The 23,409-nt window shown below is 67.9% G+C and carries 24 protein-coding genes and 1 tRNA gene; 12 read left to right on the top strand and 13 right to left on the bottom strand.

Annotated features, from left to right (window positions below; genetic code table 11):
- Window position 1: 1 nt before the first annotated feature.
- Window positions 2-1,201, bottom strand: coding sequence for an acyl-CoA dehydrogenase (locus CLU95_RS15670; protein ID WP_099794420.1), 1,200 nt, complete (start codon window positions 1,199-1,201; stop codon window positions 2-4).
- A 185-nt stretch (window positions 1,202-1,386) separates the two neighbouring features.
- Between CLU95_RS15670 and CLU95_RS15665 the strand changes: the two genes are divergently transcribed.
- Both CLU95_RS15665 and CLU95_RS15660 read left to right on the top strand, forming a co-directional pair.
- On the top strand, window positions 1,387-2,289 hold the full coding sequence (locus CLU95_RS15665) for a LysR substrate-binding domain-containing protein (protein WP_099794418.1): 903 nt from the start codon (window positions 1,387-1,389) through the stop codon (window positions 2,287-2,289).
- A gap of 11 nt (window positions 2,290-2,300) precedes the next feature.
- Window positions 2,301-3,230, top strand: coding sequence for an AraC family transcriptional regulator (locus CLU95_RS15660; protein ID WP_099797327.1), 930 nt, complete (start codon window positions 2,301-2,303; stop codon window positions 3,228-3,230).
- 22 nt (window positions 3,231-3,252) lie between these two features.
- On the opposite strand, the gene CLU95_RS15655 is transcribed toward CLU95_RS15660, so the two are convergent.
- The 4 genes from CLU95_RS15655 to CLU95_RS15640 are packed head-to-tail and all read right to left on the bottom strand — an operon-like array spanning window position 3,253 to window position 5,759.
- Window positions 3,253-4,062, bottom strand: coding sequence for a 2-keto-4-pentenoate hydratase (locus CLU95_RS15655; RefSeq protein WP_099797326.1), 810 nt, complete (start codon window positions 4,060-4,062; stop codon window positions 3,253-3,255).
- Between the two features lie 5 nt (window positions 4,063-4,067).
- Window positions 4,068-4,562, bottom strand: a complete 495-nt coding sequence (locus CLU95_RS15650; RefSeq protein WP_099794416.1) for a GFA family protein — start codon at window positions 4,560-4,562, stop codon at window positions 4,068-4,070.
- 7 nt (window positions 4,563-4,569) lie between these two features.
- Window positions 4,570-5,397, bottom strand: coding sequence for a zeta toxin family protein (locus tag CLU95_RS15645; protein WP_099794414.1), 828 nt, complete (start codon window positions 5,395-5,397; stop codon window positions 4,570-4,572).
- Window positions 5,394-5,759, bottom strand: coding sequence for a hypothetical protein (locus CLU95_RS15640; protein WP_257214637.1), 366 nt, complete (start codon window positions 5,757-5,759; stop codon window positions 5,394-5,396). The genes CLU95_RS15645 and CLU95_RS15640 overlap by 4 nt, the downstream gene beginning before the upstream one ends.
- Window positions 5,760-5,896: 137 nt before the next feature.
- Between CLU95_RS15640 and CLU95_RS15635 the strand changes: the two genes are divergently transcribed.
- Entirely contained in the window at window positions 5,897-6,610 is a 714-nt protein-coding gene (locus CLU95_RS15635; protein WP_099794412.1) for a 2OG-Fe(II) oxygenase, read from the top strand.
- A 227-nt stretch (window positions 6,611-6,837) separates the two neighbouring features.
- The gene (locus CLU95_RS15630) at window positions 6,838-8,802 is read left to right on the top strand and encodes an adenylate/guanylate cyclase domain-containing protein (protein ID WP_099794410.1); all 1,965 of its coding nucleotides are present in this window, start codon (window positions 6,838-6,840) and stop codon (window positions 8,800-8,802) included.
- 50 nt (window positions 8,803-8,852) lie between these two features.
- Here the strand turns inward: CLU95_RS15630 and CLU95_RS15625 are convergent, their stop codons facing one another.
- A complete protein-coding gene (locus CLU95_RS15625) occupies window positions 8,853-9,305 on the bottom strand; it encodes a YbaY family lipoprotein (protein ID WP_099794408.1) in 453 nt (150 codons plus the stop codon).
- A gap of 31 nt (window positions 9,306-9,336) precedes the next feature.
- Window positions 9,337-11,331: an acetoacetate--CoA ligase gene (locus CLU95_RS15620; RefSeq protein WP_099794406.1), complete on the bottom strand. Its 1,995-nt coding sequence runs from the start codon at window positions 11,329-11,331 to the stop codon at window positions 9,337-9,339.
- A 99-nt stretch (window positions 11,332-11,430) separates the two neighbouring features.
- Between CLU95_RS15620 and CLU95_RS15615 the strand changes: the two genes are divergently transcribed.
- The 7 genes from CLU95_RS15615 to fahA are packed head-to-tail and all read left to right on the top strand — an operon-like array spanning window position 11,431 to window position 17,725.
- Window positions 11,431-12,201 carry a TetR/AcrR family transcriptional regulator gene (locus CLU95_RS15615; RefSeq protein WP_099794404.1) on the top strand — a complete coding sequence of 257 codons (771 nt, stop codon included), beginning with the start codon at window positions 11,431-11,433 and terminating at the stop codon, window positions 12,199-12,201.
- Window positions 12,198-13,145: an ABC transporter substrate-binding protein gene (locus CLU95_RS15610; RefSeq protein WP_099794402.1), complete on the top strand. Its 948-nt coding sequence runs from the start codon at window positions 12,198-12,200 to the stop codon at window positions 13,143-13,145. The genes CLU95_RS15615 and CLU95_RS15610 overlap by 4 nt, the downstream gene beginning before the upstream one ends.
- A complete protein-coding gene (locus CLU95_RS15605; protein ID WP_099794400.1) occupies window positions 13,142-13,999 on the top strand; it encodes an ABC transporter ATP-binding protein in 858 nt (285 codons plus the stop codon). The genes CLU95_RS15610 and CLU95_RS15605 overlap by 4 nt, the downstream gene beginning before the upstream one ends.
- Entirely contained in the window at window positions 13,992-14,762 is a 771-nt protein-coding gene (locus CLU95_RS15600) for an ABC transporter permease (RefSeq protein ID WP_099794399.1), read from the top strand. The genes CLU95_RS15605 and CLU95_RS15600 overlap by 8 nt, the downstream gene beginning before the upstream one ends.
- Complete coding sequence (locus CLU95_RS15595) at window positions 14,759-15,550, top strand: ABC transporter permease (protein WP_099794397.1); 792 nt, start codon at window positions 14,759-14,761, stop codon at window positions 15,548-15,550. Before CLU95_RS15600 ends, CLU95_RS15595 begins: the two co-directional genes overlap by 4 nt.
- Before the next feature lie 40 nt (window positions 15,551-15,590).
- A complete protein-coding gene (locus tag CLU95_RS15590) occupies window positions 15,591-16,397 on the top strand; it encodes a cyclase family protein (RefSeq protein WP_099794396.1) in 807 nt (268 codons plus the stop codon).
- A 5-nt stretch (window positions 16,398-16,402) separates the two neighbouring features.
- A complete protein-coding gene (fahA, locus tag CLU95_RS15585; RefSeq protein ID WP_099797324.1) occupies window positions 16,403-17,725 on the top strand; it encodes a fumarylacetoacetase in 1,323 nt (440 codons plus the stop codon).
- Window positions 17,726-17,780: 55 nt separating this feature from the next.
- Here the strand turns inward: fahA and CLU95_RS15580 are convergent.
- The 3 genes from CLU95_RS15580 to CLU95_RS15570 form a co-directional block, all read right to left on the bottom strand.
- Window positions 17,781-17,856 (bottom strand) — tRNA-Gly (locus tag CLU95_RS15580).
- Between the two features lie 63 nt (window positions 17,857-17,919).
- Window positions 17,920-18,822, bottom strand: coding sequence for an NAD(P)/FAD-dependent oxidoreductase (locus tag CLU95_RS15575; RefSeq protein WP_099794394.1), 903 nt, complete (start codon window positions 18,820-18,822; stop codon window positions 17,920-17,922).
- Window positions 18,812-19,273, bottom strand: coding sequence for an Rrf2 family transcriptional regulator (locus CLU95_RS15570; protein ID WP_099794393.1), 462 nt, complete (start codon window positions 19,271-19,273; stop codon window positions 18,812-18,814). The genes CLU95_RS15575 and CLU95_RS15570 overlap by 11 nt, the downstream gene beginning before the upstream one ends.
- A 249-nt stretch (window positions 19,274-19,522) precedes the next feature.
- Here CLU95_RS15570 and CLU95_RS15565 point away from each other — a divergent pair, with 249 nt between their 5' ends.
- Window positions 19,523-19,996 (top strand): adhesin, encoded by a 474-nt coding sequence (locus tag CLU95_RS15565; RefSeq protein WP_099794392.1) that lies wholly within the window; start codon window positions 19,523-19,525, stop codon window positions 19,994-19,996.
- Window positions 19,997-20,094: 98 nt separating this feature from the next.
- Here CLU95_RS15565 and CLU95_RS15560 read toward each other — a convergent pair whose 3' ends face one another.
- The 3 genes from CLU95_RS15560 to boxB all read right to left on the bottom strand — a co-directional run bounded on the left by CLU95_RS15560 (window position 20,095) and on the right by boxB (window position 23,385).
- Window positions 20,095-20,541 carry a MaoC family dehydratase gene (locus tag CLU95_RS15560; RefSeq protein WP_099794390.1) on the bottom strand — a complete coding sequence of 149 codons (447 nt, stop codon included), beginning with the start codon at window positions 20,539-20,541 and terminating at the stop codon, window positions 20,095-20,097.
- A 10-nt stretch (window positions 20,542-20,551) separates the two neighbouring features.
- A complete protein-coding gene (boxA, locus tag CLU95_RS15555; protein ID WP_099794388.1) occupies window positions 20,552-21,832 on the bottom strand; it encodes a benzoyl-CoA 2,3-epoxidase subunit BoxA in 1,281 nt (426 codons plus the stop codon).
- Window positions 21,833-21,957: 125 nt separating this feature from the next.
- Window positions 21,958-23,385 carry a benzoyl-CoA 2,3-epoxidase subunit BoxB gene (gene boxB / locus CLU95_RS15550; RefSeq protein ID WP_099794387.1) on the bottom strand — a complete coding sequence of 476 codons (1,428 nt, stop codon included), beginning with the start codon at window positions 23,383-23,385 and terminating at the stop codon, window positions 21,958-21,960.
- Window positions 23,386-23,409 lie beyond the last annotated feature (24 nt).

Raw genomic sequence — 23,409 nt, 5'->3', positions numbered from 1 at the left:
ATCAGTTCGCGAAAGCGGCGATGCCGGTGATGGCGCGACCGAGGATGAGCGCGTGGATGTCGTGCGTGCCTTCGTAGGTATTGACCACTTCGAGGTTCACCAGGTGGCGGGCCACGCCGAACTCGTCGCTGATGCCGTTGCCGCCCATCATGTCGCGCGCCATGCGGGCGATGTCCAGCGACTTGCCGCAGTTGTTGCGCTTCATGATCGAGGTGATTTCCACCGCGGCGATGCCTTCGTCCTTCATGCGGCCCAGGCGCAGGCTGCCTTGCAGGCCCAGCGTAATCTCGGTCTGCATGTCGGCCAGCTTCTTCTGGATCAGCTGGTTGGCGGCGAGCGGGCGGCCGAACTGCTTGCGGTCCAGCGTGTACTGGCGGGCGCGGTGCCAGCAGTCTTCGGCGGCACCGATGGCGCCCCACGAGATGCCGTAGCGGGCGCTGTTCAGGCAGGTGAACGGGCCCTTGAGGCCTTGTACTTCGGGGAACGCGTTTTCTTCGGGGCAGAACACGCCGTCCATGACGATTTCGCCGGTGATGCTGGCGCGCAGGCCGACCTTGCCGTGGATGGCGGGGGCCGAGAGGCCCTTCATGCCCTTCTCGAGCACGAAGCCGCGGATCGGGCCGACGGTGCCGCTTTCGCTGACTTCCTTGGCCCACACGACGAACACGTCGGCGATGGGCGAGTTGCTGATCCACATCTTCGAGCCGCTGAGCGAGTAGCCGCCCGGCACCTTCTTGGCGCGCGTGGCCATGCTGCCGGGGTCGGAGCCGTGGTCGGGTTCGGTCAGGCCGAAGCAGCCGATCCATTCGCCGGTGGCGAGCTTGGGCAGGTACTTCTGCTTCTGGCCTTCGGTGCCGAATTCGAAGATCGGCACCATCACCAGCGAGCTCTGCACGCTGGCCATCGAGCGGTAGCCCGAATCGACGCGCTCGACTTCGCGGGCGATCAGGCCGTAGGCCACGTAGTTCAGGCCGGGGCCGCCGTACTGCTCGGGGATCGTCGGGCCGAGCAGGCCGAGCGCGCCCATTTCACGAAAGATCGCGGGGTCGGTTTCGCCGGAGCGGAAGCCTTCGACGACGCGGGGCGCCAGGCGCTCCTGGCAGTAGGCGTTGGCCGCGTCGCGGATCATGCGTTCTTCGTCGGTCAGCTGCTGGTCGAGAAGAAAGGGGTCGTCCCAGTGGAATTGCGCTTTGGCGGCCATGTGGATGTCTCCGGAAAAGGAAGAAGAAACAAAAGAAGGGGGAATGCGGTCGATCGTAGCCACGCAGGGGGCCTGGCGCAAACGATGAATCCTCACCCAGATATGCGCATTGCGCACATCTGAAGAGATACATCTTGTTGATTTACAGGTGAAATCATCTCGCCAGTCATACACTCCCGGCATACATGCGCCGCAAGATCCCACCCCTGCAAACCCTCGTGTGCTTCGACGCCGCCGCGCGCCACGAGAGCTACACCCGCGCCGCGCAGGAACTGGCGCTCACGCAGAGCGCGGTGTCGCGCCAGGTCGGGTCGCTCGAGGCCTTCCTGGGCGTGGCGCTGTTCCGCCGCACGCGGCACGGCGTGGCGCTCACGGCCAGCGGCGCCGCCTACGCGCGCCAGATCGCGCGCCGCCTGGAGGCCATGGAGCGCGACACGCTCGACGCCATGGCGCACCAGGGCGAAGGCGGATCGCTGTCGCTGGCGGCAGTGCCCACCTTCGCCACGCGCTGGCTGGTGCCGCGCCTGCGCGGTTTTGCGGCGCTGCAGCCCGACGTGGTGGTGCACATCGAGACGCGCACCCGCCCCTTCCTGTTCGCCGACGCCGAGTTCGACGCCGCGCTGTACGCGGGCACGCCCGCGCAGGTCGAGAACTGGGCGGGCACGCGCGCTGTGTTGCTGATGCATGAAGACGTGGTGCCCGTGTGCAGCCCTTCGCTGCTGCCCGACGGCCAGGCCGTGTCGCCCGATGCCATCGCGCAGATGCCGCTGCTGCAGCAGAGCACACGCCCCGACGGCTGGCGCCAGTGGTTCGACGCGCAACAGATCGACGCGCCCAACGCGCGTGGCGGCCCGCGCTATGAGTTGTTCTCGATCCTTGCGGCGGCGGCCTCACACGGGCTCGGGGTCGCGCTGATGCCGACCATGCTGGTGGCGGACGAGCTGGCGCGCGGCGAACTGGTGGTGGCCTGTCCTCGGGCGCTGTCGGCGGAGCGCAGCTATTACCTGGTGACGCCGGAGCGGGCGGATCAGCGGCCGTTGTTGAAGTTGTTCAGTGATTGGTTGTTGGGGCAGGCCCGCCAAGGTTGAGAATGCGCGCCATGCCGCGCGACAGCCGCTCCGAGTACGAATGGCGCATGCACAAGGTGCTGGCGCACATCGACGACCACCTGGACGAGGCGCTCGATCTCGCGGTGCTGGCCGACGTGGCGCATTTCTCGGCGTACCACTTCCATCGCCTCTTCGCGGCCTGGGCCGGCGAGACGCTGGGCGACTACATCCGGCGCCGCCGCGTGGAGGTGGCAGCACTGCGGCTCGCGACGCAACCGCGCCTGTCGGTGCTCGAGGCGGCGGTGTCGGTGGGCTTCGGTTCGGGCGAGGCGTTCACCCGCGCGTTCCGCGCGCATTTCGGCAGCGCGCCCAGCGCGTGGCGTGCATCGCACGACTGGTCTTTGCCCTGCGACGCTCCCTCACGCAATAGCAATCCTGATCAGATCGCCCTGCACGGCTTCACAAAGAATGGATCTCCAACGCGCAATCCCGCGCACGAGGAGCCACCTGTGAATGTCCAGCTGATCACCCGCTCTCCCGTCACCATCGCCTGCCTGCGCTACACCGGCCCGTTCGGCGCGCCGGTGGGCGAGTTCTGGGCCACGAAGGTCGCGCCCTGGATCGGCGCGCACAACCTGTGGTCGCATGCCCGCTACGGCATCAGCCATGACGACCCGAGCATCACCGCGCCCGAGCACTCGCGCTACGACGCCTGCGTGGAAGTGCCCGAGGACTTCGTGCCCGACGGTGGTTTCCAGAAAACGGTGCTGCCGGGCGGGCGCTATGCCTCGCTGAGATTCCAGGGGCTGCCCGCGGAGATCAACGATGCGTGGACACGCCTGATGCGCGACTGGCTGCCCGCCAGCGGCTTCCAGTTCGACAGCCGACCCGCATTCGAGTACTACGGGCCCGGCATGGCCTTCGACGAGAAGACCGGCGCGTTCGAATGCGACATCTGCATTCCGATCGCGCCGCTCTGAAAGAGCGCGGGCCGCCAACGGGCTAGCGCAGCGTGATCCCCAGCGGATCGAACGGTGCATCGAACTCGGCACGCCACGACTGGCCGGGTTCCAGCGGCCAGGCATCGGTCCACGTGCCGGTCGTGACCACGTCGCCGGGCATCAGCGCCGGCGCACCGGGGCAGCGCTGCAGTTCCTGGTTGAAGTGGTGCAAGGCGTGCAACGGGCCGTCAAGCACGTTGACGCCCGTGCCTTCGTCGATCAGCGCATCGCCCCGGTAGAGCCGCACGCGCGTGCGGCCGAGCAGGTCGTCCAGTGCCTGGGCGCTGGTGGCGAAGCGGCCGATCGGTGTCTCGCGCCCGACCAGCAGGCGCGCATGCAGCCCGCCGTCGACCACGGTGTCGGCGGCGCTGAACTTCCAGCCAGGCAGGTGCGACTGCACGATCTCGAAGCCCGGGGCGAGCCACGCGACGCAGCCGAAGAGCTCTTCCAGCGTGGCATCGCGCGGCGGTGTCGCGGCCATGCCGAACACGATCTCGGGCTCCAGGCGCGGTTGGCAGAGCTTGTCCAGGCTCAACGCGTCGGTGCCGCCGGCATCATCGCTGCTGCGCGTGAGCGTCGTGTGCCACACAGTGCCCCAGATGGGCGCGTAGACCTCGTAGCGAGGCCAGATCGTGCGGTTGGTGAAACCGATCTTGTAGCCCACGGGCCGCTCGCCGCGGTCGATGCGAAGCGCGCGCAAGGCCAGCGCCTGCTGGTAGGCGGCGTCGACATCCGCGGCGATCGGGAGCGCGCGATCGGCGGGCCACAGGCGCCCCTGGTCATAGTGGTCGAGAACGGCTTCGGGTGTCATGTGCATCACTCCTTCGTGGGCCGGGCACCTTCCCGGGCATAGGCTTCGATCAGTGCAGGAAAGGCGTCCATCGCAGGCAAGGTGCCGAAGCTGTGCTTCGCGGGCGTCGTGGCCCACGGCAGCTTCTCGTCGGTCCAGGTTTCCGCGAAGGGTACGACCCATTCGTGGTGGTCGAGCATCGACGGCCGGAGGTTGACGAAATAGTCCATGCCCTCGGTGCGCGTGAACATCCAGCTCTTGCAGTGCGGACAGAAGAAGTGGTGCGAATCGTCGCCGTGCAGGCCGCCGATGACGGGCTCACCCGACACCACCTCGAAGCCCGGCGTCGGGATCGCCAACGACAGCGAGAACGCACTCGCGCTCATGGTCTGGCAGCCGGTGCAATGGCAGGCCATGGCCAGCAGCGGCGGCGCGGTGACGCGCAGGCGCACCTGGCCGCAGCGGCAGCCGCCGGCCCAGGGGAGTTGCCAGTCGCTGGCGGTGTCTGAGGGTCGTTGCACTGGGTGTTCATGGGGTGCTTTCTGGCGTGGTCTTCGGGATCCGCGCCGAAGAGGTTGCAGTCTTCTTCTTACGCACAGCGCGCTGCGGCTTGAAGGGACCGGCGACCTTCTCGAGCCAGGGTTCGCACACGGCCCGCAGCTCCGGGTCGGCCTTGAACTGCGGGTCGCGTGCATCGAACAGGATCGACTTCTTGGCCTGCACCCGCGCCAGCGCGAACGCGTTTTCTTCGGAGCGGCTGTTGTCGAACATGAGCGTCATGTTCGCGATCTGCGCCGCATGCCCGACGGCGGCTTGCGTCCGCGGAAAGCGCTCGATGAGCTTCTGGTGCTCCACGTCATGGCCGCCCTGTTGCTTGCGCGTGCTCACGCGAAAAACGGACAGGTCCACCGACACGAGGCCGACGAACAGCAGGACGACAAAGTAGCCCGCCGCCTGCATCGCGCGGATGTCGTCCACTTTCGACTCGTGGCCGCCGCCGGGCAGCGGCTTCCAGTGGGAGAAGACGGTTTCGAACGCGAACGGCATGCGCTGGTCCATCACCAGGCTCTTGAAAGCGCGCACGCCTTCCTGCGACAGAACCTGCCATTTCTCGTCGTCGTCGCGCAGCTGCTGCGCCCAAAGGGGGATGCGCCCTGTCTGCGGATCGGCGTCCGGCAGGATGGACATCATCATCCGGTCGGCATTGATGAGCGGCATCTGCAGCGATGCGGCCAGGCGCGAATACCAGAGGGTCGATTTTCCGGACCCGTTGTGCCCCGCCAGGACAAAGGCCACGGGCCGTGGGCCGCGTGTCTGCTCGAGCAGCTTCTCGAGCGTCGGGGGGCGACGACTCACCGCCTGCTCGCGCGGAACCTGCCGTCGACCAGGCGACCGATGACCTTGGTGCCGTCGGCGGCTTCGCGAATGACCTGGGTCGGGTCTTGCGGATAGACCGAGTAGGCGAACACCTTGGCCGCATCGGGTCCGCGGAAGACGTCCGACCGGGCGATGCCGGGCCGGTTGAGTGCGCGGGCCACCTTTTTCACGAGCACCGTCGTGCTGTCTTCGAGCCGCACGACAGGCCGCGGCGCCTTGCCGACCTTGACCAGGGTCATGCCGCGCCCCAACGTGGCAACCGGTCGACCTTCGACCAGCGGACTTGCCACTCGTTTGCGCACGGTGCTTTTTTCTGTTGCCATGGCGGGATGATCGCTCAAAACGGGTCCAGCCTCATCGCCCGTTGCAAAGCCCATGCGGTCCCTGCGCGGATCGAAGAAGACACCTACACCGCCTCACCGAAACCCGCGTCCGAAAACGGCGAGCCCGCATTCCGCAGCAACGCGACACTGCCCGCATGACCTCCCCCGCCACCTCCCGCGTCGACGCCCTCGACTGGCCCCGCATCGACGCCGACCTCGCCACCCGCGGCTGCGCTGCCACGGGCGTGCTCTTCACACCGAAGGAATGCGCCGCGCTCGCCGCGATGTACGAACAGCCCCCGCATTTCCGCAGCCGCGTGGTCATGCAGCGCCATGGCTTCGGCCAGGGCGAGTACCAGTACTTCGCGAATCCGCTGCCGCCCAAGCTCGTGGCGTTTCGCAGCGCGCTGTACGAACGTCTCGCGCCGCTGGCCAATGCCTGGGCCACTGCGATGGGCCAGCCGGCCGACTATCCGCCGGACCACGCGGCCTACCTCGCGCGTTGCCATGCGGCGGGCCAGTTGCGCCCCACCCCGCTGCTGCTGCGCTATGACGAAGGCGACTACAACTGCCTGCACCAGGACCTGTACGGTGATCTGCAATTTCCGCTGCAGCTCACGGTGCTGCTGAGCCGGCCCAATGAGGACTTCACGGGCGGCGAGTTCGTGCTGACCGAGCAGCGACCGCGCATGCAGTCGCGTGCCGAAGTGGTGCCGCTCGCGCAAGGCGAGGCGGTGATCTTCGCGGTGAACCAGCGGCCCGTGGCGGGCACGCGCGGCAGCTACCGCGTGACGATGCGCCACGGCGTGAGCCGCGTGCGCAGCGGACGGCGCCACACGCTGGGCCTGATCTTTCACGACGCCCGCTAAATAAAACGAACGTCCGTTCGCAAGCAAGCCCTCGGGCGCAGCAACTTGGCACCGAGCGTGCAAAGTTGCACATATGTACCAATTACAGGCGAAAATCCCGCGCGCATCTGGGGGGATTGCCAGGATGGCCGACGCACACGATCGGCCCCGCAACTCCCTCCGGACGCCGGACCACGACCTCGTGAGGAGGAGCCGGGGTCCGTTCCGAGTTGTCGTCAGGGAGCTGTATGTACAAGGAATCGTCCGGGCCTCCGGATGCGGCGGGTCGCCCGTCTTTCGCGCACGTCACCACGCCGTTGCCACCGTCTCCGTCACCCTCTTCCGCTGAAATCCCACCGCCCCGGCGCTCTCGCCGCTTCCGGGTCGATGTCGGGTCCATCGTCAGTGCCGTTGCGCTCGCGCAGTCGCTGCTGCTGGTCACGCTGGGCTACTGGGGTTCGCAGCAGCTGGTGACGACGATCGGCACCTCCGCGCACAAGTCGAACCACGACCGCATCGAAGACAAGGTGCTGGCCTTCCTGGCCAAGGCCGAGTCGGCGGTCGGCGCGATCGGCAGCTCGCCGAGCCTCACGCCCGCGGGCGAGAACGTCGAGCGCACGGCCGAACTCTTGTGGACGCTGCTGCAGCAGTCGCCCGAACTCGACAGCGTCTACGTGGCGAACGTCGAAGGCAAGATGCTGATGGCGCTGCGCTACCCGGTGCCCGCGATCCGCCACATCGCGCGCAGCGCCGACTTCACCACCGAGACCTGGCAGTACAAGCTGCCACTGGGTTCCGAGGCCGACGTGCAGCAGCGCTTTGCCACGCAGCGCGTCGAGGCCTACCGCAGCAACTACAACCCGACGCAGCGCAGCTGGTTCGTGCAGGCGCGCAAGACGCAGGCGCCGGTCTGGACCAGCCCCTATGTGTTCGCTGCCGCGCAGGAGCTGGGCGTGACCTACGCCCTGCCGAGCCAGCGCCGCCAGGCCGAGGGCAGCCCGCAGGCGATGGTGGTGGCGGGCGATGTGTCGCTGGGCCGGCTGTCGGAGTTCGTGCGCCTGTTCAGCCGCAACGGCAACGGCAACAGCGCGCTGCTCAGCGCCGACCACAAGGTGCTCGCGCGCAGCGACATGCCGGGCGTGCTGCACACGCTGGAGGCGCCCACCGGCGCACTCGGCGCGCTGGATGCACAGATGACGGCCGACGGCATCGCCGGCAGCGGCAGCGACAAGGCCTTCGCCTTCAGCCACGAGGGACGACGCTACCTGGTGCAGGCCTCGCGCATCCCCGCCACCGGCTGGCAGTTGGTCAGTTGGGTGCCCGAAGACGTGCTGCTGGGTGGCCTGCGTCGTGCGGTGGCGTGGTCGCTTCTGCTGGCGCTGGTGTTCCTGGGGCTGGCGCTGTACATGTCGCTGAAGCTGTCGAAGCTGGTGACGGCGCCCGTCGAGAACCTCTCGCGCATCGCGCACCGCATCGGCCGGCTCGAACTCGATGACCTGCCGCGCGAGCCCAGCCGTGTGCTCGAGATCCAGCACCTGGACCAGGCGCTCGACGACTCGGCGCGCAGCCTCAAGGCCTTCAGCAAGTTCGTGCCGGTGGACGTGATCAACCAATTGGTCGAACAGGGCCATGCACTCGCGCCCAACGGCTCACCGCGCCAGGTGACGGTGATGTTCACCGACGTGGAAGGCTTCACGTCGATTTCCGAATCGATCGCGGCCGACGTGCTGGTGCGCCAGCTGACCGAGTACTTCAACCTCGCGGCCGATGTGTTCGCGCGCCATGGCGGCGTGATCGACAAGTTCATCGGCGACGGCATCATGGTGCTGTGGGGTGCGCCGGCCGACCTGGAAGACGCCGAGTACAAGGCCTGCCGCGCCGCGCTCGAGCTGCATGCCGAAATGCACGCGCTCAACCGGCAGTGGACCGAACAGGGCCTGCCCGAGTTCCGCACGCACATCGGCATTCACACCGGCGTGGTGGTGGCGGGGGTGCTGGGGTCGAACAACCGGCTGTCGTACACGGCGTTCGGCGACGTGGTGAACGTGGCGAGCCGCATCGAAGGCGCGAACCGCCAGCTGGGCACGCGCATGCTGATTTCAGAAGTCACCTACGCGGCCCTGAAGGGGCGGCTGGCCACGCGGCGCATCGAAGAGCTGGTGGAGCTGCGCGGCCGGCAGACGCGCATGGTGCTGCACGAACTGCTGACCTGATCTGCCAGACCTGACCCGCGCGCGTGTGATGTCGCGCGGGTTGGCGTCGATCAGCGCGAGGGACGTGGCGCCGGGGGCGGCGGCGGCGACGGGGTCACGCGCACCAGCATCAGGTTGGCCGTGGTGCCGTTGCCCTGCGTGAGCACCGAGTACTGCGTGTCGTTGATGAACAGCAACTGCTCGCCACGCGTGATGCGCGCCGCCACGGCATAGCGCATGCGCGGGTCGATGCGTGCGGCGTCGACGCTGAGTTCAAAAGCGAAAGGCGGCTGCTTGCCGTTGGCGGGAATGCGCTGCTCGGCGAGCACGACCGAGGGCGCGTCCATGCGCGACACGTCGAGCAGTTGCACGCGCACTTCGGCCGCGGGGTCGAGTGCGATGCGTTCGCGGTAGGCCACGGTGCCCGTGACGCGCAGCGGTGCAGCGCCCGGTTTGGGCGTGGCCGGCGTATCCGAGGAAGCGCAGGCGCTCAGGACGGAGGCTCCGGCAATCGCGGAGAGCATGAGGAGGCTGGTGCGTCTTTTCATCGCCCCATTATGCGGAGGCACGCTCTGCGGCGAAAGCCACATACCAATCCAGACTGCCGGGGTTTGCCATCGCCTCGCGGTTGACCACCTTCTCGATCGGCTGCCCCAGCAGCAGCTTCTTGATCGGCAGCTCCTGCTTCTTGCCCGACAGCGTGCGCGGAATCTCGGCCACCTGGAAGATGTCGTTGGGCACGAAGCGCGGCGACAGCGAGGTCTTGATCGCGTTGTTGATGCGCGTGCGCATGGCCTCGTCGAGCGCCACGCCGGGGCGCAGCACCACGAACAGCGGCATGTAGCTGTCGCGGCCCAGGTATTCGAGGTCGACCACCATCGAGTCGAGCACCTCGGGCAGGCCCTCGACCGCGCTGTAGATTTCGCTCGTGCCCATGCGCAGGCCCTGGCGGTTGATGGTGGCGTCGCTGCGGCCGTAGATGATGCAGCCGCCGTCGTTGCCGATCTTGATCCAGTCGCCGTGGCGCCACACGCCGGGGTAGGTGTCGAAGTAGCTCGACACATAACGTGCGTTGCCTTCGTCGCCCCAGAAGTACAGCGGCATCGACGGAATGGGCTGCGTGCACACCAGCTCGCCGACCTCGCCGATCACCGGCTGGCCCTGCTCGTTCCAGGCCTCGACCGCGTGGCCGAGTTCGCGGCATTGCATCTGGCCCGGCACTTCGGGCAGCTCGCGGTTGCCGCCGACGAAGGCGCCGCAGAAGTCGGTACCGCCGGAGATGTTGCACCACCACACGCCGGTCGAGCCCGCATCGAGGATCTGCTGCGAGCCCCAGCGCTGCACCTCGTCGGGCAGCGGCGAGCCGGTGCTGCCGAGTGCGCGTACGCGCGACAGATCACCGCAGTCTTTCGCGACGAGCCCCGCCTTCATGCAGTTGGTGAAGTAGGCCGCGCCCGCGCCGAAGAAGGTGACGCGGTGCTTGGCCACGAAGCGCCACAGCACGCCCCAGTCGGGCTTCTCCTTGCTGCCTGCCGGGTTGCCGTCGTAGATGCAGATGGTGGCGCCGAAGGCCAGGCCCGAGAGCTGCGAGTTCCACATCACCCAGCCCGTGGAGCTGTACCAGTGGTAGCGCTCGCCGAGGTTGTTGGCGCCGTAGCTCGCGCCCACGTCGTTGTGCAGGCCGCAGGCGTGCATGGTGAGCAGGATGCCGCCCTGCCCGTGCACGATGGGCTTGGGCAGGCCGGTGGTGCCGCTCGAATAGACGATCCAGATCGGGTGATCGAAGGGCAGCCACTCGGGCTCGAAGGCCGCGACCTCGGCGTCATCGCGCGCAATGGCCTGCTGCCATTCGACGTCGTGCGCCACCGCGTTCGCAGCAAAAGGCGTCTGCACGAGCAGCAGTTTCTGCACGCTCGGCAGCTGGCCGCGCAGCTCCTGCAGCACGGTGCTGCGGTCGAGCGGCTTGCCGCCGTAGTGCACGCCGTCGACCGCGATCAGCAGCGTGGGTTCGATCTGGCGGAAGCGGTCGGCCACGGCGGCCGTGCCCATATCGGGCGCGCACACGCTCCACACCGCGCCGATGCTGGAGCACGCAAGAAACGCCACCATGGTCTCGGGCACGTTCGGCATGTAGGCGGCCACGCGGTCGCCGCGGCGCACGCCGAGCGACTTCAGCGTGAGCGCCACCGCGGCCACCTGCCGGCGCAACTCGGGCCACGACAGCTCGCGCACCTCGCCGCGTTCGTTGTCGCTGACGATGGCGGGCAGGCCGGCCGCATGGGCCGCATCGGCGTGGCGCAGCACCTCGCGCGTGTAGTTGACCTGCGCACCGGGGAACCAGCGCGCACCGGGCATGCGCCGTTCGGCGAGCACCGCGGTGTGCGGCGTGGGCGAGTGCAGGCCGGCGTAGTCCCAGATGCTCTGCCAGAAGGCATCGAGGTCGGTGACGGACCAGCGCCACAGCGCGTCGTAGCTGTCGAAGGCCAGGCCGCGCGTGTCGCGCAGCCAGTTCTGATAAAGACGGATCTGGGGAATATTGGGAGCGGGCATGCCACGAGCGTAGCGCCGCGAACGGTCGTGCTCAATGAGGGTTGACCTCAGGGTTTGTACGTGTGTTCAACATTTTTGTACAGCCGTTCAATACGCCCCATGAACGCTCGCACACCGACGGCCCGCAAACGCAGCACCTCACGCGCCTCAGCCGCCTCCAGCGCCGCGCCCGAGGCCGCGCGACCCGACCGCCGACAGGCGATCCTGCTGGCGGCCGAAAAGCTCTTTGCGCAGCACGGCTACCACGCGGTGACGATCCGCCAGATCGCCGAAGAAGCCGGTGTGCCGCTCGCGCTGGTGGGCTACTACTTCGGCCCGAAGCACGAGCTGTTCCACGCGATCTTCGAACACTGGAGCCACAGCATCGAGGAGCGGCTCGCGCGCCTGGCGGCCGTGACCATCGACCCCGACGACGCGCGCACGCTGCCGCGCATCATCGAAGCCTTCACCGCGCCCGTGCTGGCGCTGCGCGCGAGCACCGAGGGCGAGTACTACGCACTGCTGGTGGCGCGCGAGCTGTACCACGCGACTGAAGAAGCCGACCGCGTGCTGCGCGGCTACTTCGACCCGCTGGCCGAGGCCTACATCGACGCGTTGCATGTGGCGCTGCCGCACGCCACGCGCAGCCAGGTCGCGTGGGGCTACCAGTTCGCGCTCGGCGCGCTGCTGCACCACCTGACCGACAGCCGCATCGAACGGCTCTCGCGCGGCGAGAACACACGCGCCGACCCGGCCGTGGCGCCGATGCTCGTGAACTTCATCGCCGGCGGCCTGCGCGCTGCGCTGCCGAAGCCGAAGGCGACGTCGAAGCTCCCCGCCGCCAAGTCCTCACGCACGAAAAAGACCATCCCCAGGAGACCCCAGCCATGATGAAAAGACGCACCCTGCTGTCGGCGCTCGCGGCCGCATCGGCCACCGCCTCGTTGCCTTCGCGCGCACAGCAGGCGCACCCGAAGATCGTGTTCGGCTACACGGCGGTGACCGACTTCGCCTCGGTCTTCGTGGCAGCCGAAGAGGGCTACTTCAAGAAGCGCAGCCTCGAGGTGGAGCTGAAGTTCATTCCGCTGAACTCCACCATCCCGGCCGCGCTGCAGTCCGACTCGCTGCAGATCGGCGGCCCCACGCCCTCGGTGTTCCTGCAGGCGGTGGACGGCGGGCTCGACCTGGTGCTGGTGGCCGGCGGCGGCCTCACCTCGAAGACGATCACGGGCTTCGGCCTCGTGGCGCGCGCGGGCTCGGGCATCAAGAGCCCGCAGGACTGCGTGGGCAAGAAGATCGGCGTGCCGGGGCTCGGTGCCTTCCTGCACGTAACTTTCCGCGCGTGGCTGAAGGACAGCGGCGTCGACTACCGCAAGGTGAACTTCATCGAGGCCGCATTCCCGCAGCATGCCGACTTGCTGCGCGGCGGCTCGGTCGATGCGGTGGTGTCGGCCGACCCGTTCATGAGCCGCATCACCGAGAGCGGCGCGGGCTACGTGGCCTCGTACTACTCGACCTTCCTGCCCGAGAACAACCAGACCATCGTGCACGCAGCCAAGCGCGAGTGGGTGGCGAAGAACCCCGCCACGGCGCGCGCGTTCCGCGAGGCGCTGGTCGAATCCGCGGCCTTCATGCAGCAGCCGAAGAACGACGCCAAGGTGCGCGCGGCCATCGGCAAGTACATCAAGCTGCCGGCCGAAGTGCTGGCCAAGGTGCAGGTCTCGCCACCCGGCCCGGTCGTCACCGACAAGCAGCTGGGCTACTGGACCGGGCTCATGAAAGAGCAGGACATGCTCAAGACGAGCATCGACGTTGCGAAGCTGATCGCCAAGTGATTTCCGCACCTGCCCCGATCACCACACGCGCCGCGCTTTCTGCGAGCGTTGCGCGTTCGCCGACGAGCTCCACGATGCAAGCCACGCCCTTCCTGCGCTTCGATGGCGTCACCATCCGCTTGGGCGGGCGCGAGATCCTGTCGCCCACGTCGTTCGACGTGGCGCGCGGCGAGTTCGTCTGCATCGTCGGCCCGAGCGGCTGCGGCAAGACCACGCTGCTGCGCGCGGCCAGCGGCCTCGTCACCGCCAGTGCCGGCGAGGTGCGGCGCAAGGGCGTGCCGATGACGGCGCCCTCGCGCGAAGTGGCCTTCGTGTTCCAGGACTACGGCCGCGCGCTGCTGCCGTGGCGCACGGTCGAAGGCAACGTGAGCCTCGCGCTCGAAGCGGCCGGCGTGCCCACGGCCGAGCGCGCATCGCGCATCGCCGACGTGCTCGGCAAGGTCGGGCTTGCGAAGCACGCGCACAAGTTTCCGGTGCAGCTGTCGGGCGGCATGCAGCAGCGCGCGCAGATTGCGCGCTGCCTCGCGCAGAAGCCCGAGCTGATGATGATGGACGAGCCCTTCGGCGCGCTCGACGCGCTCACGCGCCAGAGCCTGCAGGACGAGCTCGCGCGGCTGGTGCGCGACGACGGGCTCACGGTGCTGTTCGTCACGCACGACCTCGAAGAAGCCATCTACCTCGGCGACCGCGTGATCGCACTGCAGGCCAACCCCGGACCGGGACGCCCGAGCCTGGCGCGGATGATCGACGTGAAGATCCCGCGCCCGCGCGACCAGCTGACGACCAAGGAGCATCCGGACTACCTGCAGTTGCGGCGTGAGCTGTTCGCTTTCATCGAGCAGGGCCATGACTGAAGGCCGCCTCTTCCGCTGGCTGCGGCCGTGGGTGTTTCCCGCGCTGCTGGTCGGTGCCTTCGAGTGGTACGCGCGACGCGCCGCAGCGCTGGGCAGCGATGCCCTTGCGCCACCGACCGCGGCGGCCAAGGCCTTCGTCGGCGCGGCGATGGACGGCTCGCTCTGGCAGGCCACGGGCTTCACGCTCGGCACGGCCGCGCTCGGCCTGCTGCTGGGTGCGGTGCTCGGCATTGCGCTCGGGCTGGTGCTCGGGCTTTCGCGCCGAGCGGCGCAACTGGGCTCCGTCTCCATCGAGGTGCTGCGCCCCGTGCCTTCGGTCGCGCTGATCCCGCTCGCGATGCTGGGCTTCGGTTTCGGCGTGCGCATGGAGGTGGCCATCGTCGCCTTCGCCACCTTCTGGCCGTTGCTGGTGCTGGTGCAGTCGGCGGTGCAGCAGATCGAGCCCCGGCTGCTCGAGGTCAGCCGCGTGCTCGGCCTGTCGGCGCGCGAGCGTGCCTTCAAGATCGTGCTGCCGGCCATCGTGCCGCGCCTGTTCGTCGCGCTGCGCCTCGGTGTGGCGGTGGCGCTGGTGGTGGCCGTGACGGTCGAGATCGCCGCGAATCCGCACGGCATGGGCTACGCGATGATGATCGCGCAGCAGAGCTTCGACCCTGCGCTGATGCTCGCGTGGCTCGGCTGGATCGGCGTGGTGGGCTTCGCGGTCAACGCGGGCATGGTGCGGCTGCAATCCTTCGTCGCGCGCCGCATGGGGGTGCAGCCATGAACAACCGCAACGACCGATTCGGTCTGGGGTGGCTGGGCTCGGTGAGCGTGCTGCTCGCACTGATTGCGCTGTGGTGGGTGGCGAGCAACGCAGGCTGGGTCAGCCGCGTGTTTTTGCCGACGCCGCAGGCCACCTTCGCGAGCCTGCTCGAAGGGCTCAACCTCTCTGCGGGCAACGATGGCAACGGCGAACTGCTCGCCTTCACGCAGGCCACGGTGGGCCGCATGGTCGAAGGCTGGCTGCTCGCCTCGCTCTTCGGCGTGCTGCTGGGCGCGGCCATCGGCGTGTCGCCCGCAGTGCGCGCGTGGGTGCAGCCGACGCTGGAGTTTATCCGCCCGCTGCCCGCCTCGGCGCTGCTGCCGCTGGCCATTTCGATCTTCGGGCTGAACCCCGGCATGGTGCTGTTCGTGGTCGCCTTCGGCGCGATGTGGCCGGTGCTGCTGGCCACGGTGCACGGCTTCGCGGCCGTGGAGCCGCGCCTGTCGGAAGTGGCGCGCTGCCTGCAGATGTCGCGCGCCGCGTACATCTGGAAGATGGGCCTGCCCAACGCCATGCCCGACATCCTGGCCGGCATGCGGCTGGCGCTGACCATCGCGCTGATCGTCGCGGTGGTGGGCGAAATGATCGCCTCGCAAAGCGGCCTGGGCCAGGCCATTCTGCTGGCGGCACGCGCCTTCCGCGCCAGTGATTTGTTCGCCGGCATCGTGCTGCTCGGGCTCATCGGCTTCGTGAGCAATGCGCTGCTGGCCTTTGCCGAGAAGCGGCTGTTGCGTTGGCAGCAGCCCTGATCAATTCCATCAAATCCAACACCCCACAAGGAGCCTCGCCATGCCACGCAAGTTTGTCGACCTGTCGATCTTTCTCGAAAACGACGTGCTGTCCGATCCGCCGGCCTTCGCGCCGAAGATCCAGTACTTCACGCACGACAACACCTTCGAACAGATCGAGCCCTTCTTTCCCGGCCTGAAGAAAGAAGACCTGCCCGACGGCGAAGGCTGGGCCGTGGAGCTGGTGCAGCTGTCCACGCACAACGGCACGCACCTCGATGCGCCGTACCACTTCCACTCGACGATGGACAAGGCGCTGGGCGAGAAGAAGCCCGCCATCGCCATCCATGACGTGCCGCTCGAATGGTGCTTCCAGCCCGGCGTGAAGCTCGACTTTCGCCACTTCGCCGACGGCTACGTGGTCACGGCCGCCGACGTCGAGGCCGAGCTCAAGCGCATCGGCCACACGCTGAGCCCGCTGGAGATCGTGGTGGTCAACACGCGCGCCGGCTCGCGCTACGGCAACCCCGACTACGTGTCGGCCGGCGCGGGCATGGGCTACGAAGCGACGATGTACCTGCTGGAGCGCGGCGTGCGCCTCACGGGCACCGATGCGTGGAGCTGGGACGCGCCGTTCGTGCACACCGCGAAGAAGTACGGCGAGACGCAGGACGCCTCGCTGATCTGGGAAGGCCACAAGGCCGGGCGCGACATCGGCTATTGCCACATCGAAAAGCTGCACAACCTCGAGGTGCTGCCGCCCACGGGCTTCTTCATCAGCTGCTTCCCGCACAAGATCCGCGGCGCCTCGGCGGGCTGGACGCGCGCGGTCGCGATCTTCGACGACGCGCTGATGGCGTCGGTGTGATGAACATGATCGAACTCAACCACACGCACGACGTCGGCGCCCGCAGCTGGGTCGCATCGGCCAACGTCGCGGGCAGCGACTTTCCGATCCAGAACCTGCCGTATGCGATGTTCCGTCGCACGGGCCGCCCCGAGCCGTTTCGCGGTGGCGTGGCCATCGGCGACCAGGTGCTCGACCTCGCAGCGCTGGCCGCCGGATCGCATGTCGACGGCCTCGCGCTCGATGCGGCGCGCGCCGCCGCCCTGCCCGCGCTCAACGATTTCTTCGCGCTCGGCCCCTCCGCCTGGCAGGCGCTGCGCCATGCGGTCTTCGCGTTGTTGCGCAGCGACGCACCGCCTGCGACCGTGGACGATCTGCGCGGCTTCCTCGTGCCGCAGACCGAGGTCGAATACACCGTACCCGCGCGCATCGGCGACTACACCGACTTCTACACCTCGATCGACCACGCGCTGAACATCAGCCGCCTGATGAACCCCGACGGCGACGTCACGCCCAACTTCCGCTGGGTGCCGACGGCGTACCACGGGCGCGTGTCGACCATCGGCGTGAGCGGCCAGCGCTTTCACCGGCCGATGGGCCAGGCCATGGCGCCCGGCGCGAAGGCCCCGACCTACCAGGCCTGCGCGCGGCTCGACTACGAGCTGGAACTGGGCGTGTGGATCGGCCAGGGCAATGCGCAGGGCGAGGCGATTCCGCTCGAACGCGCGGAGGAACACATCTTCGGCCTCTGCCTGCTCAACGACTGGTCGGCGCGCGATATCCAGTTCTGGGAAATGGCGCCGCTCGGGCCCTTCCTTGCGAAGAACTTCGCCACCACGATCTCGCCGTGGATCGTGACGATGGAAGCGCTCGCGCCCTACCGCCAGGCGTGGACTCGGCCCGAGAACGACCCGCAACCGCTGGCGTACCTGGAAGCCAGCGCGAACCGCGAAGGCGGCGCGCTCGACATCCGGCTCGAGGTGTGGCTCGAAAGCGAGCAGGCGCGCGAGCAGAAGACCGGGCCGTCGCGCCTGTCGGGCACGAGCTTCCGGCACCAGTACTGGAGCATTGCGCAGATGGTGGCGCACCACACGGTGGGCGGCTGCAGCCTGAACCCCGGCGACCTGTTCGGCAGCGGCACCATCTCGGGCCCCGGCGAAGGCGAGGCCGGCGCGATCATCGAACTGACCCGCGCGGCCCAAACCCCGGTGGCGCTGGCCAACGGCGAAACGCGCGGATTCCTGGAAGACGGGGATGCGGTGTTGCTGCGCGGCTGGTGCGAGAAGCCCGGCCATGCGCGCATCGGTTTCGGCGAAAGCCGGGGGACCGTGCTGCCGGCCCGGGGATAAAGGCGGCGCGCCAATGAAAAAGGCCACCTGGTGAGGTGGCCTTTTTCATGCGATTTGGAGCGGGAAAAGAGTCTCGAACTCTCGACCTCAACCTTGGCAAGGTTGCGCTCTACCAACTGAGCTATTCCCGCGTGAGCCTCAGATTATAGGGTGGTTTGAGGTGGTTTGCCACCTTCCCCAGAAAAAATTTGAAATCAGGCCCCGAACACCAGCGCGCGGTGCATCGACACCCCGGCGAACAGCCCGTCGGCCGAGGCCAGCGTGGCGTTGGAAAAAGCCATCGCCACATCGCCCGCCGCGTACACGCCGGGCACCGTGGTCGTCTTCATCGCATCGACGCGCAGCACCGGGCCCGTGGGGCCGTCGTCGAACGCGCAGCCCAGCTGTTCGGCCAGCGGACTGGTCGGCCGCGTGTGCGGCGCCACGAACAGCGCCTCGATCGGCACGCGCCGCCCGTCGTCCAGGCGCACGGCCGCCAGGTCCGTCCCCTGCCCTTCGAGGCCGGCGATGCGCCCGGGCTCGAGCGTCACGCCGCGCGATTGCAGCCGGGCACGCGCCTCGGCATCCGGCCCTTCAGCGCCATTCAGGAAGAGCGTGGTCGGGCCCCACTCGGCGATCAGCAGCGCGTGGTCCGGCGGGTGCGCGCTGTGAAAGAGCACGCCCAGCGAGCGATCGCCGAACTCGTAGCCGTGACAATAAGGACAGTGCAGCACGCTCTTGCCCCAGCGCTCGCCGAGGCCCGGAATGTCGGGCAGGCCGTCCTGCACGCCGAAGGCCAGCAACAGCTTGTGCGTCGAGAGGCGTTCCCCGTTGTTCAACGAGACGATGAAGCCCTCGTCGCCATCGGCCGTTGCCGCAGTCACCGTGCCTTCGACGAAAGTGACGGACGGATAGGCGAGCAGCTTGTCGCGCGCATCGGCAATCATCTGCAGCGGCGGCATGCCGTCCTGCCCGAAGAAGCCGTGCGAGGCGGCGGCGAAGCGATTCCGCGGCGCGCCCGCGTCGACCACGCAGACCTTCCTGCGTGCGCGCGCCAATTGCATGGCGGCGGAAAGGCCGGCAAAGCTGCCGCCCACGATGAGTGCGTCATGGCGCATGTGCGATGTCCTTCAGGGTGAAGCCGCCGCCCGTCATGCGGCGATGAAAGTCCTTGGAAAGATCGGCCAGCGTGATGCCGTTGAGCCGCCGCAGCAGCAGCGCCTCGGCTTCCTGGCAGGCGCCGTCGAGCGCCGCGTTCACCGCCTGCTCGACGATGCAGCCCGGGCTCTCGGTGCGGTTGCCCATGGCCAGCAGCGCGGGCGCGCCGACGGCGTTGTGGATGTCGCCCAGCGTCACCGAACCCAATGAGCACGACAGCACCCAGCCGCCGCCATGCCCCTTCGCCGAACTGACGAAGCCGGCCTGCCGCAAGCCCGCCATGAGCCGGCGCACGACCACGGGGTTGGTCTGCATCGCCGCGGCGAGCGCCTCGGAAGTAATGGGTGCGTCCAGCTCGGCCATGTGCAGCAGCACGTGGAGCACGCCGGAAAGCTTGCTGTCTCGTTTCATGCAACATTATGAGTTGCATGTCTTCGATGCCACGGCGTACCGCGCCCAGAAACCCCGGATCGGGCGGGGATTTGCGAACGCCGCCCTAACGCACGAGCCCCTCATTTCGCCGACGGCCGATTCCCACAGCGTCGAGCGAACGCGCCGCACATGGCGACAACCTGCCGGCCCGTCATGGTTGCCCCCGAATCGATCGAACCCCGGTCGGTTCTGCAAACCGTGACTCAGCAACGAAAGGAACTGTCACTCATGACTACACATGCAACCAACCGCATCTTCATCGGCGCCATGCTGGCGGGCCTCCTGGCCCTCGGCGGGACGGCCCAGGCGCAAGGCGTCGGGGTCGGCGTGGGGGTCAACGCCGATGTGAAGGCTTCGGGCAGCACCGGCGCGACGCAAGGCGGCGCAGCCGGCGCACGCTCGCAGACCGGCGCATCGGCCGATGCCAACGCGGACACCTCCACCTCCGGTGCGACCGGCGGCGTGGGCAATGCCGTCGGTGGCGTGCTCGGCACGGCCACGGGTGCGGTCGGCGGTGCCACCGGCGCTGTCGGCGGCGCAACGCAGGCCGTCGGCGGGGTGACCAACACCGTGGGCAGCACCGTGAACAGCGCGACCGGTGCCGCGGGCGCGGTCGGCGGCGCGGTGAAACCCGCCACGGCCGGCGCCAAGGCGAGCGGCAAGGCCCAGGGCTCGGGCGCGGTCGACCTGCACAAGAAGTAAGCAGGTCCAGGCTGCAGCGGCCGGACGCGGCGGCTGCAGCGCATCGCTCCGAAAGAAATCAAGCCCGCAACGCTCTGTGCGTTGCGGGCTTGTGTCGTTCAGAGCCCGGGTGCGGGCAGCTTGAAAAGGCTGGTGACTTCGGTGTCGAGCACCACCAGCGCGCGCTGGTTGAACAGCCGCCAGCGCCAGCGCAGGATGCCGAGCGTGGGGCGCTTCTCGGAGCGGCGCACCTCGATCACGTCGGCCACGAGCCGCAGCGCATCGCCGGGTCGCACCGGGTTCGGCCAGCGCACGTGCTCGAGTCCGGGCGACGCGAACGATTCGGAGTCGGCCAGCGCGGCCTCGACCACCAGCCGCATCGCGATCGAGCAGGTGTGCCAGCCACTGGCGATCAGGCCGCCGAAAGGGCTTTCGGCCGCGGCTTCGGGATCGGTGTGGAACCACTGCGGGTCGTAGGCCCGCGCGAACTGCAGCAGCTCGGCTTCGGTGAGCACATAAGGCCCGGCCTCGATGACCTGGCCTGCATGGAAGTCGGCGAACAGCATTCGCCGCAGCTTAGTACGTTTCGAGGTGGAGTCGGCCTTCGCGCTTCAAGCCAGCACCGACGGTGTCCCAGTCGAGCCCCGCTTCTTTCGCCACGTCGCGCAGTGCGAGCACCACGCCCTCTTCCATGCTCTTCAGGCCGCACACATAGAAGTGGCTTGCGCCGTCTTTCAGCAGCGCGGCCAGGTCGGCGGCGCGTTCGCGCATCAGGTCCTGCACGTAGCGCTTGGGTTGCCCCGCCGTGCGCGAGAACGCGAAGTTGATGTCGATGAAGTCCTTGGGCAGCGACTGCAGCGGGCCGAAGTACGGCAGCTCCTGCTGCGTGCGCGCGCCGAAGAACAGCATGAGCTTGCCGCCTTCGAACTTGCCGCTCTTGCGCAGGCGCCGGCGCCATTCGGTCATGGCGCGCATGGGCGCGCTGCCGGTGCCGGTGCAGATCATCACGATGTGCGACTTGGGGTGGTTCGGCATCAGGAACGACGAACCGAAGGGGCCCACCACCTGCACCGTGTCGCCCACCTTGAGGTCGCACACATAGTTGGAGCACACGCCGCGCACCGGGTCGCCTTCGTGGTCTTCGGTGACGCGCTTCACGGTGAGCGAAACGTTGTTGTAGCCGGGCCGCTCGCCGTTGCGCGGGCTGGCCACCGAGTACTGGCGCGCATGGTGGCGCTTGCCGATGGCATCGACGCCGGGCGGCACGATGCCGATCGACTGGCCTTCGAGCACCGGGAACGGCACCACGCCGAAGTCGAGCACGACGTGGTGCGTCTCGCTGTCGAAGCCGGCTTCGGTGCAGTTGAAGTTGCCCACCACGGTGGCGGTGGTCGGCGTCTTCGGCGGGAACAGGTTGGTGTACGCGTGCGCGGCCGACCAGGGCGGCACGCTGGCACCGTACTGCGCGGAGTTGAAGACCGGCTCGGTGGCTTCGGCCGCAGCCTGGGCCTGCGTCTGCGCGGGCGCTTCTGCAGCCTCGGCGGAAGCACCGGACACGCCGGCGGCTTCGAGTTCTTCGGGCGAGAGTTCTGCGGGGAGCTCTTCCCACGTGAGCTGCTCTTCGATGGTGTACGCACGCACCAAAGGCATGGTGCGCCAGTTGTCGATCGAGCCCGTGGGGCACGGCGAGATGCAGGCCATGCAGCCATTGCAGACGTCCGCACGAACAACGTAGTTGTTGTCGTCGTGCGTGATCGCGTTCACGGGGCAGGTCGCCTCGCAGGTGTTGCAGCGGATGCAGATCTCGGGGTCGATCAGGTGCTGCTTGATGACCCCGGCTTCAACGACCATGTCCATGTTTTTTCTCCTTTCCCTCGCCCCTTGGGGAGAGGGTCAGGGTGAGGGGGCGGCTGCTTATCGTGGGGACGCCGCCTACCCTCACCCCTGCCCTCTCCCCAAGGGGAGAGGGAGTAAACCCCAAATCAACCGAAACGCACGTACTCGAAATCCACCGGCTGGCGGTTGATGCCCATCACCGGCGGTGCGATCCAGCCGGCGAACTTGCCCGGCTCGATGACGCGGCCCATCAACGATGCCACGAAAGCGAAGTCTTCGGAACTCGGCAGCCATTCGTCGCGCTTGGCGGCCCATTCGACCTCGCTCACCACGCGGCCTTCGGGCGACATCTTGATGCCGGCGAGTGCGCCGATCTGGCGGTTGAAGGCCTTGTGCGGCACCGACAGTCGCGTCGGGATGCCGGCCTTCTCGAGCACCTTGTTCCAGCGGCCGACGCCGGACACCGAATCCTTGATGAAGTCGTCGCGCAGCACTTCGTTCAGCGCGTTGAGCATCGGCACGTCCTTCTCGACGAGCTGGCCCTCCTTCACTTCGAGCACCTTGTAGGTCTGGCCCTTGAGCACGTGGTCGTCGTCGCGCTTGCCTTCTTCGTAGCGGCCCTTCAGGCCCGAGCTGTAGAAGATGGCGGCGTTGCTCGACTGGTCGGCGCCGAACAGGTCGATGGTCACCGAGTAGTGGAAGTTCAGGTAGCGCTGGATGGTGCCCAGGTCGATGCAGCCGGCGGCGCGGATCTTCTGCGCGTCGTCGGTCTTCAGCTCGTTCATCACCTGCGCGGTGCGCGCAATGACGCGCGACACGCCGCTCTCGCCCACGAACATGTGGTGCGCTTCTTCGGTCAGCATGAACTTCGTGGTGCGCGCCAGCGGATCGAACGCGCTCTCGGCCAGCGCGGCCAGCTGGAACTTGCCGTCGCGGTCGGTGAAGTACGTGAACATGAAGAACGCGAGCCAGTCGGGCGTCTTCTCGTTGAAGGCGCCCAGGATGCGCGGGTTGTTCGCGTCGCCCGAGGTGCGCTGCAGCAGTGCATCGGCTTCTTCGCGGCCGTCGCGGCCGAAGTGCTTCTGCAGCAGGTAGACCATGGCCCACAGGTGGCGGCCTTCTTCGACGTTGATCTGGAACAGGTTGCGCAGGTCGTACATCGACGGCGCCGTCAGGCCCAGGTGGCGCTGCTGCTCGACCGACGCGGGCTCGGTGTCGCCCTGCGTGACGATGATGCGGCGCAGGTTGGCGCGGTGTTCGCCGGGCACGTCCTGCCAGACCTTCTCGCCCTTGTGGTCGCCGAAGTGCACTTCGCGGTTGGCGTCGCCCGGGTTCAGGAAGATGCCCCAGCGGTAGTCGCGCATCTTCACGTGGCCGAACTGCGCCCAGCCTTGCGGGTCGACGCTCACGGCCGTGCGCAGGTACACGTCGTGGTTGGTCGAGCCTTCGGGGCCCACGTCGTCCCACCAGTTGATGAAGTTGGGTTGCCAGCCTTCGAGCGCGCGCTGCAGCGTGCGGTCTTCGCCGAGGTTGACGTTGTTGGGGATCTTCTCGCTGTAGTTGATCGTGCTCATCGTTGTTCCTTGGGTTGTGCGGAC

It is taken from the genome of Variovorax sp. 54 (assembly GCF_002754375.1).
Lineage (GTDB): Bacteria > Pseudomonadota > Gammaproteobacteria > Burkholderiales > Burkholderiaceae_C > Variovorax.
The sequence above is the reverse complement of the archived record's forward strand: the minus strand, read 5'-3'. Positions and strand labels throughout refer to the sequence as shown.

Coding starts and splice junctions, on each gene's coding strand:
- CLU95_RS15665 (WP_099794418.1), top strand. CDS start 1,387: ATGCGCCGCAAGATCCCACCCCTGCAAACCCTCGTGTGCTTCGACGCC.
- CLU95_RS15660 (WP_099797327.1), top strand. CDS start 2,301: ATGCCGCGCGACAGCCGCTCCGAGTACGAATGGCGCATGCACAAGGTG.
- CLU95_RS15625 (WP_099794408.1), bottom strand. CDS start 9,305: ATGCTCTCCGCGATTGCCGGAGCCTCCGTCCTGAGCGCCTGCGCTTCC.
- boxA (WP_099794388.1), bottom strand. CDS start 21,832: ATGGACATGGTCGTTGAAGCCGGGGTCATCAAGCAGCACCTGATCGAC.
- CLU95_RS15620 (WP_099794406.1), bottom strand. CDS start 11,331: ATGCCCGCTCCCAATATTCCCCAGATCCGTCTTTATCAGAACTGGCTG.
- CLU95_RS15635 (WP_099794412.1), top strand. CDS start 5,897: ATGACCTCCCCCGCCACCTCCCGCGTCGACGCCCTCGACTGGCCCCGC.
- CLU95_RS15565 (WP_099794392.1), top strand. CDS start 19,523: ATGACTACACATGCAACCAACCGCATCTTCATCGGCGCCATGCTGGCG.
- CLU95_RS15600 (WP_099794399.1), top strand. CDS start 13,992: ATGACTGAAGGCCGCCTCTTCCGCTGGCTGCGGCCGTGGGTGTTTCCC.
- CLU95_RS15630 (WP_099794410.1), top strand. CDS start 6,838: ATGTACAAGGAATCGTCCGGGCCTCCGGATGCGGCGGGTCGCCCGTCT.
- CLU95_RS15560 (WP_099794390.1), bottom strand. CDS start 20,541: ATGCTGTTCGCCGACTTCCATGCAGGCCAGGTCATCGAGGCCGGGCCT.
- CLU95_RS15575 (WP_099794394.1), bottom strand. CDS start 18,822: ATGCGCCATGACGCACTCATCGTGGGCGGCAGCTTTGCCGGCCTTTCC.
- CLU95_RS15595 (WP_099794397.1), top strand. CDS start 14,759: ATGAACAACCGCAACGACCGATTCGGTCTGGGGTGGCTGGGCTCGGTG.
- boxB (WP_099794387.1), bottom strand. CDS start 23,385: ATGAGCACGATCAACTACAGCGAGAAGATCCCCAACAACGTCAACCTC.
- CLU95_RS15610 (WP_099794402.1), top strand. CDS start 12,198: ATGATGAAAAGACGCACCCTGCTGTCGGCGCTCGCGGCCGCATCGGCC.
- CLU95_RS15670 (WP_099794420.1), bottom strand. CDS start 1,201: ATGGCCGCCAAAGCGCAATTCCACTGGGACGACCCCTTTCTTCTCGAC.
- fahA (WP_099797324.1), top strand. CDS start 16,403: ATGATCGAACTCAACCACACGCACGACGTCGGCGCCCGCAGCTGGGTC.
- CLU95_RS15570 (WP_099794393.1), bottom strand. CDS start 19,273: ATGAAACGAGACAGCAAGCTTTCCGGCGTGCTCCACGTGCTGCTGCAC.
- CLU95_RS15655 (WP_099797326.1), bottom strand. CDS start 4,062: ATGACACCCGAAGCCGTTCTCGACCACTATGACCAGGGGCGCCTGTGG.
- CLU95_RS15615 (WP_099794404.1), top strand. CDS start 11,431: ATGAACGCTCGCACACCGACGGCCCGCAAACGCAGCACCTCACGCGCC.
- CLU95_RS15590 (WP_099794396.1), top strand. CDS start 15,591: ATGCCACGCAAGTTTGTCGACCTGTCGATCTTTCTCGAAAACGACGTG.